This window comes from Pseudonocardia sp. ICBG601 (assembly GCF_020496245.1).
The window spans coordinates 38,466-54,513 of record NZ_JAHLJA010000217.1 but is presented as its reverse complement, the minus strand read 5'-3'; the positions used below and the strand labels follow the sequence as shown (position 1 = coordinate 54,513).

The window sequence follows — 16,048 nt, the reverse complement described above, 5'->3', positions numbered from 1 at the left end:
GGACTGCCCGGATGGCTGGCCGCGCTGGGCGCCGAGCTCGCCGCCGACGGCGCGGACCGGACCGGCAGCGCCGCGCAGCCCGCTCTCGTGCGCGCGGCGGCCGAGCGGGTCACCGCCGCCCGGCTGCCTGCCGTGCTGCGGCGCCTCGGCCCCGAGGCGACCGCGCTGGTGCGCGCCGTCGCCGTGCTCGGGACCGGGGCCGGCCGGGACACCGTCGCGGCGCTGGCCGAGCTGGACGACATCGCCCGGGAGGCGGCATCGGCCCGGTCGGCCGCGTTCGGGGTCCTGGAGGCCGACGGCGTCCGGTTCCTGCTCCCGCAGGCCGCCGCCGTCGTCCTCGCTACCACCGACCCCGCGACCCTGCGGTCCACCCGCGCGCGGGCCGCGCGGATCCTCGACGCCGGCGGTGCCGCCCCGGAGACCGTCGCCGACCAGCTGCTCGGTGCGGGACCGCCGTCCGACGCCGCGGCGGTCGCGGTCCTCCGGACGTCCGGGACGGCGCTGCTCGCCGGCGGACAGCCGGGCCGGGCGGCGCTGCATCTCGGGCACGCGCTGGCCGGGCCGGTCCCCGTGAGCGACCGCGCCGCCCTGCTCACCGACCTCGCCGTCGCCGAGCGCAGCGCCGACCCCCGCCGTGCGCTGTCCCACCTGGACGCCGCGCTGGCGGTGCTGGCGGACCCGGTCGAGCGAGCACGGACCACGCTGCGTCTCGTCCCCCTGCTGGCCGGCGCCGGCACCGGTGCCCTGCTCCGCCGGATCGACGCGGCCCGGGACGGGTTGCCCGCCGCCGACCCACCGTCCGACCTGCGGATGCGGCTGGCGGCCCTGGAAGCGCACGTCGCGGCGGGGGACCTGCGCAACATCGGCCGCATCCACTCCTGGTCGGCGGGCACGGAGCGCGCCCGCACCGCATCCGGCCCGGGCGCCCGGCGGTCCGGGGAGCCCACGCGCTCTGCTCCGCGTGGGCTCTGCGCGCGACCGCCGCCACCACGGAGCGGCGGCTCGCCGCCGCGCTCGGCGAGACCGACGAGTCCTTCCTGCGTCCCCTGCGGGTCGCCGCGCTGGGCGTGGTGGAGCGGACCGGTGGCGATGCGTCCCGGCACGCCGAGGACGAGCGCGTCCTGAGGAGCACCCGGCGCCGGGACCGGGCCGTCGTGCGGGCGCTGCTCCGCGCGGAGCGTGCTCTGGAACGCCTGCGCTCCGGCCACGTGCTCGACGCCCTGGCCGACGGGTTGCAGGCGCTGGAGGACCGCGGTGACGACATGGACCACGTCGTCGGCCCCGTCCGGTACGTCGTGGGCATCGCGCTGATCGAGGCCGGCCGCCCGCAGGAGGCCGTCCGACGGCTGCGTCCCGGCCCCGACGAGCCGGACCGCTGGTCGTGGCGGCACAGCTGGGTCCTCACCGCGCGGGCCGCGGCGGCCGAGGCGTCGGGCCGGCCGGAGGAGGCGCTGCGGCTTCTCGACGACGTCGAGCGGCGGATGCGTGCGGCCGGGGCGCTCAACCCGGCACCGCTGGACTGGCGGGAGCGGCTGTCGCTGCTCGCCCTCGGCGCGGGCGACACCACGCGCGCCGCCGAGCTGGCCCGCGAGCAGCTGGGTCTGGCCCGCCGCTGGCGGGCCTCCGGTGCGCTGGGGTCCGCACTGCGTACGTCCGGACTGGTGACCCCCGGCCGGGCCGGCACGACACTGCTCCGGCGGGCCCACGACGAGCTGGCCGGCTCGCCACGAACCCTGGAGTGGATCCGGTGCGGTCTCGATCTCGCCGAGCGCCTCGGGGCGGGCGACCCCGACGCGACCCGTCTCGCCACCGAGGCACTGGCGCTCGCCGAGGCACGTGGCGCCCGGCTGCAGGCCGACCGTGCCCACGCGCTGCTCCCGGCCGGCGAGGAGCATCGCGTGGGCACGGGTCGCCGGAACGGAGGTCTCACCGCCGCCGAGCGCGAGATCGCCCGGCTGGCCGCCTCGGGGATGACGAACCCCGAGATCGCGGGCGCGCTGCACCTGACCCGACGGACCGTGGAGCTCCACCTCACCCGGGCCTACCGCAAGCTCGGCATCTGCGGGCGGCACGAGCTGGGGGAGGCCCTCGGCGGTGCGGTGACCCCCGCGCGCCCGCCCCGGGCACCGTGACGGCCGACCCCGCAGCCGACGACCGCGCTCGACGGCCGCCGTGACGGAGATCGATTACCATTCCCGAGGTCACGCTGAGCGAGACAGGAGCACCTGGATGAGGGAACGCCCCGGTCCCACGCCGCTGGTCGGCCGTGACCGTGAGGCGTCCTGGCTCCGCGGCGCCTCCGCCGCCGCGGCCGACGGTTCCGGGGCGGCCCGGCTGCTGCTCGGCGCCCCGGGTCTGGGCAAGACCGCACTGCTCACCGAGCTGTGCGAGGCGACCTCCGGCCCGGTGCGGGTACTGTGCGCCGCGGCGACGCGTGGCCGCGCCGAGTCCGGGTTCGGCCTGGTCCGGGAACTGCTCGGCCCCGACGCCGCCGCCAGGGCGGCCACCCTTCCCGGCGGGGCACGTTGGGCGCGGGCCGCTCTCGCCGACCCCGGGACCGACCGCACGGACGGCGGCAGTGCGGTCGGGGCGGTTCCCGAGCTGCACGGGGCCCTGCACGCCCTGTACTGGCTGACCGTCGACCTGACCGGCGACGGTCCGCTGCTCCTGGTCGTCGACGACCTGCAGTGGTCCGACGACGAGTCGCTCGCGTTCCTGGGCTTCCTGCTCCGGCGTCTGTCCGGGCTGCCGCTGGGAGTGGTCCTGGCCGCGCGGCCCGGCCCCGGCGGTGGTCCGGGCGAGCGGCTGGCCGGGATCGCCGCGGCGGCCGGCGACGCGGTGCGCACGCTGGCCCCGCTGGACCGCGACGACGTCCGACGGCTGGCCGCCCTGCGCGCCGGTGCGCCGCCCGAGGAGTCCCGCCTGGACACCCTGGTCCGGGTCTCCGGCGGCAACCCGCTGCTCGTCGAGCAGCTCGTCCCGGACGGCGGCGGCGAGATCGTGCTCCCCACCGAGGCCTCCGAGGAGGTCGTGGACGACCTGGTGGAGCACCAGGTCCGGCTCGGTGGCGCGGCGCCCACGGCGGTCGCGCTCGCCGTCGTCGGCGAGGCCGGGGAGGATCTCCTCGCCGCCGTCGCCCGGGTCCCGACCGCCACGGTCCGGGAGTCGCTCGCGGCGCTGGCCGCGTGCGGGCTGACCCTGCCGGGGCGGGCGGCGTTCCGGCACGACCGGCTCCGGGGCGCGGTCCTGCGTCGCTGCGCGGGCCCGGGGGAGCTCGACACGCTGCGTCGGCGCGCCGGACGGGTGCTCTCGGACGCCGGGAGCCCCGCCGAGCTCGTCGCCGGCATCCTCGAACCGCTCCCGGCGCCGCCCGAGCCGTGGATGGTCGACGTGTTCGCCGAGGCCGCCGACTCCGCCGCCCGGCGCGGCGCACCCGGCACCGAGGCCCGCCTCCTCGACCTGGTGGTCCGGGCCCGGCCCGACGACGTCGAGGTCCGGCTGCGGCTGGCCGCCACGATCGGCCAGCGCGACCCGGACCGCGCGCTGGACCACCTGCAGCACGCACTGGACGTCGCGCACGACATGGCCGGACGGGCACGGGCGGCGGCCGCCTTCGCGATGACCGCCCTGGCCGTTCAGCGTGCCCCCGAGGGCGTGGAGCTCCTGGAACGGGTCCTCACCGAGCTCGACGGTGACACCACGCCGGCCGCGGCCGAGCTCCGCACGCACCTCGAGGCCGCGCTGCTCGTGGTGGGGCTCGACGAGAAGCGGACGGTCGCCCCGACCATGGCGCGGATGCGCGCCATGTCGGTCCCGGAGGGCCGCACGCCTGCCGAACGCCAGAAGCTGGCCATGATGACCGTCGCCACGGCGATGCAGGGCGGTCCGGCCGTCGCCGCCGTCGACGGGGCCCGCCGGGTCCTGCTCGGCGACGACGGCGGGCTGGGTGGCTGGGCGGCGCTGGCGTCGTCGCTGGTCCTGCGCCTCGGCGACGAGACGGCGGAGTCCGACGCCGTGCTCGACCGGCTCGTGGTGGCTGCCCGCGACCGCGCGTCGGCGTGGACCTACGCCCTGGTGACCGGGACCCGGTCGACGAACCGGCTCGCGACCGGCGACCTGCTGGAGGCCGAGCTCGACGCGCTGGCCGCACTGGAGATCACCAGCCGGGAGACCTGGTCGGACAACGCCGTCGTCCCCACGATCGCGCTGGCGAGCGTCCGGGTCCACCGGGGCGACCCGGCCGGTGCGGAGGAGCTGCTCGACGGCATCTCCCGCCCGCGCACCGAGGACTTCGCGTGGGAGTACCACGACCTGCTGATGGTCCGGGCCGGGGCGCGCGCCGTCGCCGGCGACACCGAGGGGGCGCTGCGGACCTACGAGCGCTGCGGCCGCAGCCTGGCCGAGGCGGGCATCGCCAACCCGGTGTTCGCGCCGTGGTGGGCGGAGGCCGCGATGCTGCTGGGTGACCTGGGCCGGCATCGGGAGGCCGCCGCTGCCGCCGAGCACGGCGCGGAGCTCGCGGACCGCTGGGGCACCCCGCGTGGGGCGGGCCTCGCCCTGCTCGCGGCCGCCGCGGCGGACCCTGCTCGCGCCCACCCGCTGCTGGCCGAGGCCGTGGACGCCCTGGAACGCAGCCCCGCCCGGCTCGATCAGGCTCGTGCCCGTCGCCGCCTCGGGACGGAGCTGCTGCGCCAGGGCCGGGTACGGGCCGCCCGGAGCCAGCTGCGCACCGCCGCCCAGCTCGCTGCGCGCTGCGGCGCGGTCCACGAGGCCGGGACCGCCCGCGACCTGCTCGTCGCCGCCGGTGGGCGGATGCGCCGCCCCCGCGGATCCCCGCTCGACTCGCTGACGGCCGCCGAGCACCGTGTGGTCCGCCTCGCCGCCCAGGGCCTGCGCAACCGGGAGATCGCCGAGGCCCTGTTCGTGACCCTGCGCACGGTCGAGGTGCACCTCACGGGCGCCTACCGCAAGCTCGGCGTCGCGGACCGCTCCGCGCTCACCGCCCTGGTCTGTGCGGCCACCGCGGGCGAGGGCATCGCACCGGTGTCGGGAAGCGCCACCGGATGACGGAACCGGTCGAGCGCTCCGCGGCGCTGGCCGCGCTGGACGGCTTCGTCGAACGTGCCGCCGGGGCGAGGCTCCCCTCTGCGTCGTGACCGGCCTCCCCGGCACCGGCCGTTCGCTGCTGGCGCGGCGCACCGCAGAACGGGCCGTGGACCGCGGGGTGCGGGTGCTGCGCGCCCGTGCGCTGCCGCCCGCGGCGGGCCGGGAGCCGGGGGCTGCGGCCGACCTCGTCGCCGATCTCGTGGCCGACCTCGTCGACGACCTGCCGGGCGCCGGGCCGGCCGGGTCCGCAGCTGCCCACCCGAGCGACGCGGTCCTGCACGACCGGTGCCGGGTCGTGCTCGCCGCCGCGGCGTCGCGCCCGGTGCTCGTCGTGGTGGACGACCTCCTGCGGGCGGACCCCCGGAGCCGGGTGTGGCTGCAGATGCTGCTGCGGCGCAGGCACTCCGCCCCGATCGCCGGACTCGTCGTGCTCGACGGGGCACAGGACCCGTCCGGATGGGACGTGCCTCCCGCCGGCCCCGGCGACCTGCTGGTGCGCACCGCGCCGCTCACCCTGGGCGGCGTCCGCGCGGTCCTGGTCGCGGCCGGCGTCGCCCCCGACCGGCGCACCACCGTGCTGGCCCGGCGCGCCACCGGCGGCAACCCCGCGGTGCTGGACGCCGCGCTGGCCAGGCTCGGCAGCGGAGCCGCGACCGCCGAGGCGCTGTGCCGCGCGGCCGTCGATGCCCGCCGGGAGCAGGTCGGCTCGGTGCTCGACAGGCTACCCGCCGACCTGTCGGCCCCGCTGCTGGCGCTCGCCGTCTGCGGGGGTGAGCTCGAACCGGTCTCGGCCCGCCTCGGCGGGCCGGGACCGGGCACCGCCGGCCGGGTCCGGGACCGGCTGCGCGCCACCGGCCTGGTCACCGGTGCCCGGCTGGTGCCGGACGGCCGGGTCGTCGTCGAGGAGGTCCTCGCACGGATCGGCGCACCGGAGCGGCGCGCGCTGTTCCTCGAGGCGATCGAGCTCGCCATACGCTGCGGCCTGCCCGACGACGCCGTCGCCCGCATCGCCCGCTCCGCGCCGACACTGCAGCACCCCCCGCTGGGCGAGCTGCTGCTGGCGGTCGCGCGGCGGCGGCGGGCCGCCGGGCGTGCGGCGGAGGCGGCCGGGCTCGTCGAACGAGCCCTGGGCGAACCGGTCCCACCCCGGACCCGCGCGGACTTGCTCCAGGAGCTCGTCCGCGCCCGCGAGCGCACCGATCCCGCGACGGCCGCGCGGCTGCTGGCCCGTTGCGCGGTCGTGCCGGTCCTTCCCGGTGGGCCCGTGGACCTCGACCCGGTCGTGGTCGACACGCTGCTGTGCCGCGGTGAGGTGCGGGCGGTGCGCAACGTGGTCGCCGCCGTCCGCCGGTCGGCGGCCCCCGGGGGCAACCGGCCCGCCGTCCTCGTGCCGGCCCGGATGGCCGACGAGCTCGGCTACGACCTCACGCCCGCGCTCGGCGAGGAGGCCCCGGCGTCCGGGGCGACGGCGGTCCCGGACGGGGTGGCCGCGTGGAGCCTCACGCTGCGCGCCCAGGCGCGGGACCGTGCCGTCGCGCTCGCCCGTGCGGCGCTCGCCGCGACCGGCGGGGACGCCGTCGCGGTGACCCCGCGTGTCCTGGCGGCGGCCACCCTCGCCGCGGCCGGGCACCGGTCGGAGGCCCTCGACGCGACCGGGCACCTGCTGCTCGGCCTGACCCGCCGCGGCCGGGTCCCCGCCGCGGTCTGGGCCGTGTCGAGCCTGATGCAGCTGTCCGCGGGCCGGCGCGACGCCGCTCGGCGCGACCTCGACAGCGCCTGGTCGTCACCCGAAGCGGACGGGGCCCCCCTCGTCGCGGCGGCCGCCGTCCTGCTGAACCTCGCCGACGACAGCCCGGACACCGCCCTGGCCGTGCTGGCCCGACCGGCCGAGCCCGACATCGACCGGCCCGGGTCCGCGTTGCTGCGGTACGCCGCCGGGCTCGCCCGGCACCGCTGCGGTGACCCGCCCGGTGCACTGGCCGAGTACCTCGCCTGTGGCCGGCTGCTGCTCGACCGGGGCCGGGTCAATCCGGTCCTGGCACCGTGGCGCTCCGGCGCGGCCCGGGTCCTGGCGGCGCGCGGCGACCACGACGGCGCCGACCGGCTCCTGGCCGATGAGCTGCGGCTGGCACGCCGCTGGGGGACGCCCGCCCCGGTCGCCGCCGCCTGCCGACACACCGACCGAGCTCCCGTGCCCCACCCCGCCGGCACTCCCCGTTCCGATGCGTGACGCCGTGGACGCCGCGGTCGAGCGACTCCTGGCCGGCGCGGTGCAGGGCCGAGGCGGCGCCGTCGTGGTCCGGGGCGGTGTCGGCTCCGGCCGCACCACCGTGCTCGACGACGCCGCCGCAGCGGCGGCCGCCCGGTGGATGCAGGTGCTGCGTGCCACGGCGGCACCGGCCGAGACCGGTTTCGACCACGGGGTGACCCACCAGCTCGTCGACCCGCTGTTGCTCGGCGCCCGGGGCTGGCACCTCGCCGCGCCACCGACCGGGCTGCTCCCGGGCCGCGACCCGGCCGTGGAGTACGGAGCCGGGGCCCGCGACCGGACGCTGTGGCGGTTCGTCGAGGCGCTGGCCGGCCGGGTGCCGCTGGCCGTGCTGGTCGACGACCTGCAGTGGTCGGATCCGGCGTCGCTGCGCTGGTTGACCCGGCTCGCGGACCGGTCCGCCGGGCAGCCGATCGCCCTCGTCGGGACGGTACTGGCCGGGCAGGCCACGACCGGTGGTCCTGCTGACGACGGGGCCCTGCTGCGTGCTCTCCTCGCCGTCTGCGGATCGGTCCACCTGCACCCGCTGGACGTGCCGGCGACGACCGCCCTGGTGCGCGAGCGGTGTGGCCCCGGCGCCACCTCGGCCTTCCTCGACGCGGTCGGCGACGTCTGCCACGGGGTCCCGTCTGTCCTGCACGCCGTGCTCGACGAGGTCCGGGGCCTCCGCCCGGACGACGACGCCGTCGTGGCGGTCCGTGCCGCCCGGCCCTCCGCACTGCGCGAGCGGCTGCGTCGGGCGGCTCGTCTGCTCCCCGACCCGGCCCGGACGTACCTGCAGACCGTCGCGGTCCTCGACGGTGCCGGACCGGGCTCGCCGGCCGACCGGCTGTCCGGGCTCGACCCGGTGGACCGGGCTGCCGCCGTCGCCCGGCTCGTGGGGGACGGGCTGCTGGTGGGGGATCCGCCGCGGGTCCTGCACCCGCTGCTCGGGGAGGTCGCCGCCGACCCGGACGGGTGGGAGGACCTGCACCTGCGCGCCGCCCGGCTCCGTCTGGAGCTGGGCCACGGCTCGGAGGAGATCGCCGCCCACCTGCTCGCCGTCGCCGCGCCCCTGCAGCGGTGGGGGATCGAGATCCTGCGGGCCGCCGCCCGCAGGGCGGCCACCCTCGACCCGGGCTCGTCGCGCGCGGTCCGCTACCTCCGCCGTGCCCTGCTCGACGACGACTCGACCGGCCGGGACCGGGGTGCGCTGCTCGTCGAGCTCGCCGCCGCCGAGTACACCGAGGAGTCGTCGACCGCGGTCCGTCACGTGGGCCAGGCGGTACGGTTGCTCGACTCCCCGCGCGACCGGGCACGCGCCCTCGCCGTGCTCGACCCGGCGCTGCTGCGTGACGCCCCCGAGCCGCTGCGTGCCGCCGTGCGGGACCTCGCTGCCGCGTCCCCGCCCGGGTTGCCCGCGGCGCACGACGCGCAGGCACTCGACGACGACGACGCCCGCGAGCTGCGGCTGCGCATCCTGACCCGCTCGCTGCGCCTCGACGAGGACGAACCCGGTGGGACCGACGCCGTCGCGGGCATGCTGGACGAGGCTCTCGCCTCCGCCGATCCGCTCCTGAGCACCGCCGCCGGCCGGGAGCTGCTCGCGGTGGTGCTGCACGGTGCGGCGGTGGCCGGTACCGGGTCCGCCGCGGCGGTCGCCCACGTCGCCTCCCGGGTCCTGAAGGTCGCCTCACCACAGGAGCTGCGGTCCCCGGCCGGAGTGGCCGCGGGGGACGGACACCGCGGGCTGCTGATCACCGCACTGGTCGCGGCCGGTCGGGCAGCAGCACTGACCGTCTGGCTCGCCGAGCGCCCCGGTGCCGATCCCCGCGACCGGGCCGAGGCCGAGCTGGTACGACTCGCCTGCGGTGTGCCGTCCGAGCAGCCGGCCGCCGCACGTCCGTACCCGGACGGCCGGCCGGTCGCGTTCACCATCGCCCTGGCCTGCACCGCCGCGTCCGCCGGGGCCCGGCTCGACGACCGGGACCCGGACCGGGCCGGACTCGCCGCCCACATCCGGCGCCGACTCGTCCGGGCCACGGCCGCGCTCGCCGAGGACACCCCCGCGCTCGCCCTGGAATGCGTGTGGGACGCCGGACGGCACCTGGACCATCTCGGATGGTGCAACCCCGCTCTGTTCCCGTGGCGCGGCTGGGCCGCGGAGCTGCTCGCCGGTCGCGGCGACCGGGCCGCGGCTCTCCGCCTGCTGGACGAGGAGCTGGACCGGGCGCTGGCCTGGGGCGCTCCCGGGCCCGTGCAGCGGGCACGACGGCTCCGCGACCGGGTCCTCGGGACCGGCACCGACGATTCCGCCGGGCACGACCGACCGGGTACGGGGCTCTCGCCCGTCGCTCCGGTGCCGCCCCCGCCGGTGCTCCCCGCCGAGCAGACCCGCCCGGATCCGGCCGCGTCCACCCGCGCACGGACCGCGGATCCGGCGGGCACGGCCGGGTCCGGCGTCGCAGGGGCTGACCGGCTCACCGCCGCCGAGCTGCGCGTCGTCGAGCTCGCCGCGGCAGGCGACGGGAACCAGCAGATCGCCGCGCGCCTCGGCCTCAGCCGCCGCGCCGTGGAGAAGCGGCTGACCAGCGCCTACCGCCGGCTGGGCATCAGCGGCCGGGCGGAGCTGCGGCCCCGCGGGTGAACCCGGCGGCTGCCTACCCCGGCCGCCCTCACCCCGTCGCGGTCACTGCTCCAGCGCGGCCAGGTCCTTGCGGGCCCGCTCCAGCTCCGCCTCCAGCTCCGCGACCCGCGCGGCCTTCGCCGACCGGGCCCCCTCGATGAGCTCGTCGACCGGACCGGACAGGTCGGCGTGCAGCGCCGCGGCGGCCGCGGACACCGCCGACGCGGTCACCGGCAGCCCCCGCGCCACCCAGGTGCTGCCCTGCTTCAGCTCCGCCTGCCAGTCGCCGTCGGCGGAACCGCTGACGGTCAGGGTCATGGTCACGACCCGGGTGGTGCGGGCCGTCGAGCCCGGTGGCCGCCCCCGCCTCCGCTTCGGCGGCTCGGGCGTCGCGGCCCCCGCGGCCCCCGTGGGGTCCGCGGTGTCTGCGGTGCCCGCGGACGGGGTCTCCCCGCCGGTCGTCAGCTCGTCGTCCACGTGCGTCCTCGTCCCTCTCCACTCGGCTGCACGGCCAGCTACAAGGGTGATTCACGAACGCCCGTTCGCCGGTAGCGACCCGCCGGATTGGTCCGTGTGGGTGTCGACGTCCGGCCTTCGGTGACGGTCCGGTGCGGCGGAGGTCACCCACAGGAGGTCCCGCGTGCGTGCGGCCCGGCTGCCAACATCGTGAGCATGCGCATCGACCACCTCGACCACCTCGTGCTGACCGTCGCCGACGTCGACGCCACCGTCGCCTTCTACACCCGCGTGCTCGGCATGGAGGCCGTCGAGTTCGGCGGTGGGCGCCGCGCACTCGCCTTCGGCCCCAGCAAGATCAACCTGCACCGGGCGGGGCACGAGTTCGAGCCGAAGGCCGACCGGCCCACCCCGGGCAGCGCCGACCTGTGCCTGATCACCCTCGACCCGATCGAGCAGGTCCGGTGTGAGCTGGCCGAGGCCGGCGTCGCCGTCGAGGAGGGACCGGTCGAGCGGACCGGGGCACGGGGCCCGCTGCTCAGCGTCTACCTGCGGGACCCCGACGGGAACCTGGTCGAGATCAGCAACGAGCTCTGAGCGGCCTCACGCCTCCTGCGGGGTCCCGGTTCCCTGTCGTCCGAGCCGTTCGGCGCCGGCCGAGATCGGGATGGTCAGCAGCCAGGACAGCATCGCCGTGCCCGGGTCGAACGGGGCGATCAGCAGCGACGGCAGGAACGACACCACCGGCGCCAGCCCGTTGAGCAGCGTGCTGCGGGCCTCCTGCGGGGTCACGTCCGGGGAGGTCAGCCGCCCGCGGTAGTAGCCGTAGGCCCACATCGCGGTGGAGAACGCGCCGATGAGGATCAGGTTCGCGGCGTAGAGCATGACGGCCGCGGTGCTGGCGCTGTGCCGCCGAGCAGCGACGTCGGGAACGGCAGGAACGCGATGCCGAACAGGTAGCCGAGGTTGAGCGTCATCAGCCGGGCGTCGGCGCGGTCGAACCGGGCGAAGAGCCGGTGGTGGATCGTCCAGTAGCGCCCGATCACCGCGAAGCTCAGCAGGAACGTCAGCATTCGCGGGAGCAGTTCCAGCAGCTGCGGCCCGACCGGTCCCGGTTCGATCTCCGCATCGGTCAGCGGCAGCACCAGCAGCGTGATCGCGATGGCGAACACCCCGTCGCTGAAAAAGGTCAGCCGTTCCAGCCCGACCTCGGCGCCTCGTCGCATCGCCGTCCCTTCCCCCGCGCAACGGTCGTCATCGTGCCGCACGCCTCCGCCCGGCCCTAACCTGGACCGCTGTGACGTCCCGGCTCGTGCGCACCGTCCGCTTCCACGCCACGGGCGGCCCGGAGGTGCTGCGGATCGAGCACCTGCCGCTGCGCGACCCGGGCCCGGGGGAGGTGCGGATCCGGGTGCACGTGGTCGGGCTCAACCGCTCCGAGGTGAACTTCCGCCGCGGCACCTACCTCGACGTCCCGGTGCTCCCCGCGGGACTGGGGAGCGAGTGCTCGGGCACCGTGCTCGACACCGGCCCGGGGGTGACCGGCTGGGCCCCCGGCGACGAGGTCTGCGTGATCCCGGCGTCGTCGCAGAACGAGCACCCGGTCTACGCCGACGAGGCCGTCGTGCCGGTCCGGTCGCTGCTGGCCCGCCCACCCGGTCTCGACGACGACGGCGCCGCCGCCCTGTGGATGCCGCTGCTGACCGTGTGGGGCATGACCCGCCACGCCACCCGGCTGCGGGAGGGCGACCGGCTCGTCGTCACGGCCGCGGCGAACAGCGTCGGGGCCGCGGCGCTGCAGGTCGCGCGGCACCTCGGGGTGCACGCCGTCGCCGTCGTGGCCGACGACCGGCACGCCGACGTCCTGCGCGCCGCCGGTGCCGCGGAGGTGCTGACCGGCACGCCCGGCCCCGACGACCTGCGGGCGGCGCTGGGCGGAGGCGCCGCCCTGGTCCTCGACGCCGAGGGCGGCCCCGGCGTCGCGCGGCTGGTGCGGGCCTGCGTGCCGGGCGGTGCGGTGATCGTGCACGGCGGGCTGTCCGGGGAGCCGACACCGCTGCCCGCGGCCGGGTACGCGCCGGTCTGGCTGCGCCGCTTCCACGTCCGCGAGGTCACCGGTGTCGCGGCGACGCTGGCCCGCGCCGAGGCGTTCGCCCGCGCCGGGCTGGCCGCGGGCACGCTCGTCCCGCTGGTCGAGCGGGTCTTCGACCTCGACGACGGCGTCGCGGCCGTCGCCGCCGCGCACGAGCACCTGGAGTCACCGGACCGTGCCCCCGGCAAGCCGGTCCTGCGGACCGGTCAGCGGAACAGGTAGGCGCCCAGCAGGGCGTTCCCGAGGCCGGCGACCAGGCCGAGCGCGCCGAGGGTGATCGCGACGACGGCGGTGCGCCCTGCCCCGCGCCGGCGGGCCGCGACGGCCATCCACATCGCGACCGCCCCACCGGCCCAGCCGAGCACGGCCAGCAGCAGGGCGCCGATCGCGGCGAGCGCGCCCAGGAATGCGGCCTGCCGGGCGAGGCGGTCGGCCTCGGCGGCGATGTGCGGCACGGGGCCTCCTCGACGTCGGGACCCCGACCGTAGCGGGACATGGGCACGGTCACGGTCGTTTGCATTGCTCATGAGATGGGTTGCGTGATGCAATGTTCAACAGGTCCGAAACGTCCATGATCTCTCCGGGGTCCGTTCCCGGGGAAAGGCGATGACATGTCCCGAACATCCGGTGCGGAGCACGCCCCCAGCCCGTTCCGTCAGCCCAAGGCCGTCTGGGCGGTGGCCTTCGCCTGTGTCATCTCGTTCATGGGGATCGGGCTGGTCGACCCGATCCTGCCGTCGCTGTCCGGGCAGCTGAACGCCTCGCACGCCGAGGTCGAGCTGCTGTTCACCAGCTACCTCGTCGTCACGGCGATCGCGATGCTGGTGACCGGCTGGGTGTCGTCCCGGATCGGTGCGAAGAAGACCCTGATCACCGGCCTGGCGCTGATCGTGGTGTTCGCCGCGCTGGCCGGGGCGTCGTCGGGGATCGGGGGCATCGTCGGCTTCCGCGCCGGCTGGGGCCTGGGCAACGCGCTGTTCATCGCGACCTCGCTCGCGGTGATCGTCGGCTCGGCCTCGGGCGGATTCGCCGGCGCGATCGTGCTCTACGAGACCGCGCTCGGCGTCGGCATCGCCACGGGTCCGTTGCTCGGCGGGCTGCTCGGCACCGTGTCCTGGCGGGGCCGTTCTTCGGTGTCTCGGTGCTGATGCTGATCGCGCTCGTCGCGACCGTCGTGCTGCTGGAGCCGACGCCGGTCCCGACCCGCAAGGCGACGTTCTCCGAGCCGCTGACCGCGCTGCGCCACCGCGCGCTCGCCACGACCAGCGGGGTCGGGCTGCTCTACAACTGGGGCTTCTTCACCCTGCTCGGCTACGCACCGTTCCTGATGGGCGGGCTCGACCCGATCTCGCTCGGCGCGGTGTTCTTCGGCTGGGGCCTGCTCGTCGCGGTCTTCGCGGTCTTCGGTGCGCCCTGGCTGAAGGACCGCTTCGGCACAGCGCGCACCCTCTACGGCGCGCTCGTCGGCATCGCGGTCCTGCTCGCGGCGATCGGGCTGTTCGACACCGTGCCCGCCGTGGTGATCGTCGCGGTGGTCCTGTCCGGCATCGTGGTCGGTGTCAACAACACCCTGGTCACGACGGCGGTCATGTCGATCTCCCCGGTGCCCCGCCCGACCGCGTCGGCCACCTACGGGTTCGTCCGGTTCATCGGTGGCGGCCTCGCCCCGTTCGCCGCGGGTCTGATGGCCGCGGCCGTCGGTGCCTCGGTGCCGTTCCTGATCGCCGCGGTCGTCGTGCTGGTGGGCGTGGTTCTGCTGGCGACGATCCGCCGTGATCTCGACGCCGCCGACGCCGAGGCCGAGCAGCCCGGCCCGTCGCACGAGCGGGCCGACGCCGAGGCCGCGGTCCGGGAGGTGCCCGGGCTGCCGACCGAGGCCGTGATCGCCGAGGACGCGCTGCAGCACGACGGCGCTGAGCGGGCTCCGCCCGAGCGGCCCCCGCCCGGACCGTCCGGACGGGGGTCGCCTCGGTCAGTGCGCCCCGGTGGGTGCGCCGCGGTGGGTGCGCCCGGCCGGTGGCTCAGCCGGTGACGAGGGCGGCGAAGCGGTCCAGGTCGACGTTGCCGCCGGAGATCGTGACGCCGATCCGCGCCCCCGCCCACCGCTGCGGGTCCGCGGCGACGGCGGCCCGGACCCCCGCGAAGGCCAGAGCCCCGGTCGGCTCGACGAGTACCTTGTAGCGCGACGCGAACAGCGCCATCGACTCGACCAGTGCGGCGTCGGGCACCGTCACGATGTCGGTGACGAGCCGCGAGATCACCGGGAACGTGTGGTCGCCGAGGTGGGTGGTGGCGGCGCCGTCGGCGAGGGTGCGGGGCTGCGGGATGCGCACGACGTGCCCGGCGCGCAGGGACTGCAGGCCGTCGTCGCCGGCCTCGGGCTCGACGCCGTACACCCGGGCGTCGGGGGACAGCGCCTGGGCCGCGAGCAGCGACCCGGACAGCAGCCCGCCCCCGCCGAGGCAGACGAACAGCGCGTCGAGCGGACCGTGGTCGGTCAGCAGCTCGAGCGCCGCGGTTCCCTGGCCGGCGATGACGTGCGGGTGGTCGTAGGGCGGGACGAGGGTGAGTCCGCGCTCCTCGGACAGCGCGGTCGCGATGGCGTCGCGGTCCTCGGTCCAGCGGTCGTAGCCGATCACCTCGGCGCCGTAGCCGCGGGTGGCGGCGAGCTTCGTGGCGGGGGCGTCGTGCGGCATCACGATGGTCGCGGGCACCTCCAGCAGCTGCGCGGCCAGCGCGACGGCCTGGGCGTGGTTGCCCGAGGAGAACGCGACCACCCCGGCTCGCCGCTCGGCCGCCGTCAGCCGGGACAGCGTGTGGAACGCCCCGCGGAACTTGAAGCTCCCGGTGCGCTGCAGGTTCTCCGCCTTCACGAACAGCTGCGCGCCGAGCTCGGCGTCGGTGAGCCGGGAGGTCAGGACGGGGGTGTGGTGGGCGTGCCCGCGCAGGATCGCCGCGGCGGCACCGACGTCGTCGGGGGTGGGGAGAGCAATCACCGGACCACCTTCCGCCGCCCGGCGGAGCAGGTTCAAGCCCGTTCGGGTTCATTCCCGTTCGGGTGTAACGACCGACACGTCCGGATCGCTGCTACCTGCGTGGCTCCCCCCACGTCCCCGGAAGGACACCCCCGATGCGCCTCCGTTCCCTGTCCGCCGCCGCGCTCCTCGCGACCGTGGCCGCCCTCCCGCTCGCCGGCACGGCCTTCGCCCAGGACCGAAACTGCAAGGACTTCGCGAGCCAGGCCGACGCCCAGGCGGCCCTGACCCCGGGCGACCCCGAGAACCTCGACGCGAACGACAACGGCGTGGCCTGCGAGGACTACGACTACGGCGTCGCGTCCACCGCCACGGCCGCGTCCGACGACTCCACCCAGGTCGCCGCGACGCCGGTCGGTGGCGTCGAGGCCGGTGGCGGCCCGGCCGACGTGCTGCCGCTGGCGCTCGGTGCCGTCGCCGCCGGTGGTATCGGCGCGGTCGCGGTGCGCCGCGTCGCCGTCGGTCGCCGCGGCTGATCCCGGCAC

At 77.1% G+C, this 16,048-nt stretch carries 15 protein-coding genes; 10 read left to right on the top strand and 5 right to left on the bottom strand.

The window, feature by feature from the left end:
* Nucleotides 1-87 precede the first annotated feature (87 nt).
* The 5 genes from KPL57_RS61315 to KPL57_RS61295 all read left to right on the top strand — a co-directional run bounded on the left by KPL57_RS61315 (nucleotide 88) and on the right by KPL57_RS61295 (nucleotide 10,001).
* Entirely contained in the window at nucleotides 88-1,125 is a 1,038-nt protein-coding gene (locus tag KPL57_RS61315; RefSeq protein WP_226359008.1) for a hypothetical protein, read from the top strand.
* Complete coding sequence (locus KPL57_RS71355; protein ID WP_226359007.1) at nucleotides 1,068-2,132, top strand: LuxR family transcriptional regulator; 1,065 nt, start codon at nucleotides 1,068-1,070, stop codon at nucleotides 2,130-2,132. Before KPL57_RS61315 ends, KPL57_RS71355 begins: the two co-directional genes overlap by 58 nt.
* Before the next feature lie 97 nt (nucleotides 2,133-2,229).
* Nucleotides 2,230-5,067 (top strand): AAA family ATPase, encoded by a 2,838-nt coding sequence (locus KPL57_RS61305; RefSeq protein ID WP_226359006.1) that lies wholly within the window; start codon nucleotides 2,230-2,232, stop codon nucleotides 5,065-5,067.
* Nucleotides 5,068-5,152: 85 nt separating this feature from the next.
* A complete protein-coding gene (locus KPL57_RS61300; RefSeq protein WP_226359005.1) occupies nucleotides 5,153-7,336 on the top strand; it encodes an ATP-binding protein in 2,184 nt (727 codons plus the stop codon).
* A complete protein-coding gene (locus KPL57_RS61295; RefSeq protein ID WP_264200000.1) occupies nucleotides 7,329-10,001 on the top strand; it encodes an AAA family ATPase in 2,673 nt (890 codons plus the stop codon). Before KPL57_RS61300 ends, KPL57_RS61295 begins: the two co-directional genes overlap by 8 nt.
* 42 nt (nucleotides 10,002-10,043) lie before the next feature.
* On the opposite strand, the gene KPL57_RS61290 is transcribed toward KPL57_RS61295, so the two are convergent.
* Nucleotides 10,044-10,457 carry a DUF6319 family protein gene (locus tag KPL57_RS61290; RefSeq protein WP_226359003.1) on the bottom strand — a complete coding sequence of 138 codons (414 nt, stop codon included), beginning with the start codon at nucleotides 10,455-10,457 and terminating at the stop codon, nucleotides 10,044-10,046.
* A gap of 195 nt (nucleotides 10,458-10,652) precedes the next feature.
* Here KPL57_RS61290 and KPL57_RS61285 point away from each other — a divergent pair, with 195 nt between their 5' ends.
* On the top strand, nucleotides 10,653-11,033 hold the full coding sequence (locus tag KPL57_RS61285; protein ID WP_226359002.1) for a VOC family protein: 381 nt from the start codon (nucleotides 10,653-10,655) through the stop codon (nucleotides 11,031-11,033).
* 6 nt (nucleotides 11,034-11,039) lie between these two features.
* Here the strand turns inward: KPL57_RS61285 and KPL57_RS61280 are convergent, their stop codons facing one another.
* Both KPL57_RS61280 and KPL57_RS61275 read right to left on the bottom strand, forming a co-directional pair.
* Nucleotides 11,040-11,321, bottom strand: a complete 282-nt coding sequence (locus KPL57_RS61280; protein WP_226359001.1) for a hypothetical protein — start codon at nucleotides 11,319-11,321, stop codon at nucleotides 11,040-11,042.
* Nucleotides 11,300-11,662 (bottom strand): TMEM175 family protein, encoded by a 363-nt coding sequence (locus KPL57_RS61275; protein WP_226359000.1) that lies wholly within the window; start codon nucleotides 11,660-11,662, stop codon nucleotides 11,300-11,302. Before KPL57_RS61275 ends, KPL57_RS61280 begins: the two co-directional genes overlap by 22 nt.
* 71 nt (nucleotides 11,663-11,733) lie before the next feature.
* Between KPL57_RS61275 and KPL57_RS61270 the strand changes: the two genes are divergently transcribed.
* Nucleotides 11,734-12,750 (top strand): alcohol dehydrogenase catalytic domain-containing protein, encoded by a 1,017-nt coding sequence (locus KPL57_RS61270; RefSeq protein ID WP_226358999.1) that lies wholly within the window; start codon nucleotides 11,734-11,736, stop codon nucleotides 12,748-12,750.
* Here KPL57_RS61270 and KPL57_RS61265 read toward each other — a convergent pair.
* Nucleotides 12,735-12,983 (bottom strand): hypothetical protein, encoded by a 249-nt coding sequence (locus KPL57_RS61265; protein WP_226358998.1) that lies wholly within the window; start codon nucleotides 12,981-12,983, stop codon nucleotides 12,735-12,737. The two genes, KPL57_RS61270 and KPL57_RS61265, sit on opposite strands and share 16 nt — an antisense overlap.
* A gap of 156 nt (nucleotides 12,984-13,139) precedes the next feature.
* Between KPL57_RS61265 and KPL57_RS61260 the strand changes: the two genes are divergently transcribed.
* Both KPL57_RS61260 and KPL57_RS61255 read left to right on the top strand, forming a co-directional pair.
* Nucleotides 13,140-13,676, top strand: coding sequence for an MFS transporter (locus KPL57_RS61260; protein ID WP_226358997.1), 537 nt, complete (start codon nucleotides 13,140-13,142; stop codon nucleotides 13,674-13,676).
* Nucleotides 13,676-14,560, top strand: coding sequence for an MFS transporter (locus tag KPL57_RS61255; RefSeq protein ID WP_226359018.1), 885 nt, complete (start codon nucleotides 13,676-13,678; stop codon nucleotides 14,558-14,560). The genes KPL57_RS61260 and KPL57_RS61255 overlap by 1 nt, the downstream gene beginning before the upstream one ends.
* Here KPL57_RS61255 and KPL57_RS61250 read toward each other — a convergent pair.
* Nucleotides 14,550-15,524 carry a threo-3-hydroxy-L-aspartate ammonia-lyase gene (locus KPL57_RS61250; protein WP_226358996.1) on the bottom strand — a complete coding sequence of 325 codons (975 nt, stop codon included), beginning with the start codon at nucleotides 15,522-15,524 and terminating at the stop codon, nucleotides 14,550-14,552. The two genes, KPL57_RS61255 and KPL57_RS61250, sit on opposite strands and share 11 nt — an antisense overlap.
* 134 nt (nucleotides 15,525-15,658) lie before the next feature.
* On the opposite strand from KPL57_RS61250, the gene KPL57_RS61245 reads away from it, so the two are divergent.
* Nucleotides 15,659-16,039 (top strand): excalibur calcium-binding domain-containing protein, encoded by a 381-nt coding sequence (locus tag KPL57_RS61245; protein ID WP_226358995.1) that lies wholly within the window; start codon nucleotides 15,659-15,661, stop codon nucleotides 16,037-16,039.
* The last annotated feature ends 9 nt before the right edge of the window (nucleotides 16,040-16,048 follow it).

Bases quoted from the DNA above. Each gene is read 5' to 3' on its own strand.
- KPL57_RS61305 (WP_226359006.1), top strand. From the start codon at position 2,230: ATGAGGGAACGCCCCGGTCCCACGCCGCTGGTCGGCCGTGACCGTGAG.
- KPL57_RS61295 (WP_264200000.1), top strand. From the start codon at position 7,329: ATGCGTGACGCCGTGGACGCCGCGGTCGAGCGACTCCTGGCCGGCGCG.
- KPL57_RS61285 (WP_226359002.1), top strand. From the start codon at position 10,653: ATGCGCATCGACCACCTCGACCACCTCGTGCTGACCGTCGCCGACGTC.
- KPL57_RS61280 (WP_226359001.1), bottom strand. From the start codon at position 11,321: ATGCTCTACGCCGCGAACCTGATCCTCATCGGCGCGTTCTCCACCGCG.
- KPL57_RS61275 (WP_226359000.1), bottom strand. From the start codon at position 11,662: ATGCGACGAGGCGCCGAGGTCGGGCTGGAACGGCTGACCTTTTTCAGC.
- KPL57_RS61260 (WP_226358997.1), top strand. From the start codon at position 13,140: ATGTCCCGAACATCCGGTGCGGAGCACGCCCCCAGCCCGTTCCGTCAG.
- KPL57_RS61255 (WP_226359018.1), top strand. From the start codon at position 13,676: ATGCTGATCGCGCTCGTCGCGACCGTCGTGCTGCTGGAGCCGACGCCG.
- KPL57_RS61245 (WP_226358995.1), top strand. From the start codon at position 15,659: ATGCGCCTCCGTTCCCTGTCCGCCGCCGCGCTCCTCGCGACCGTGGCC.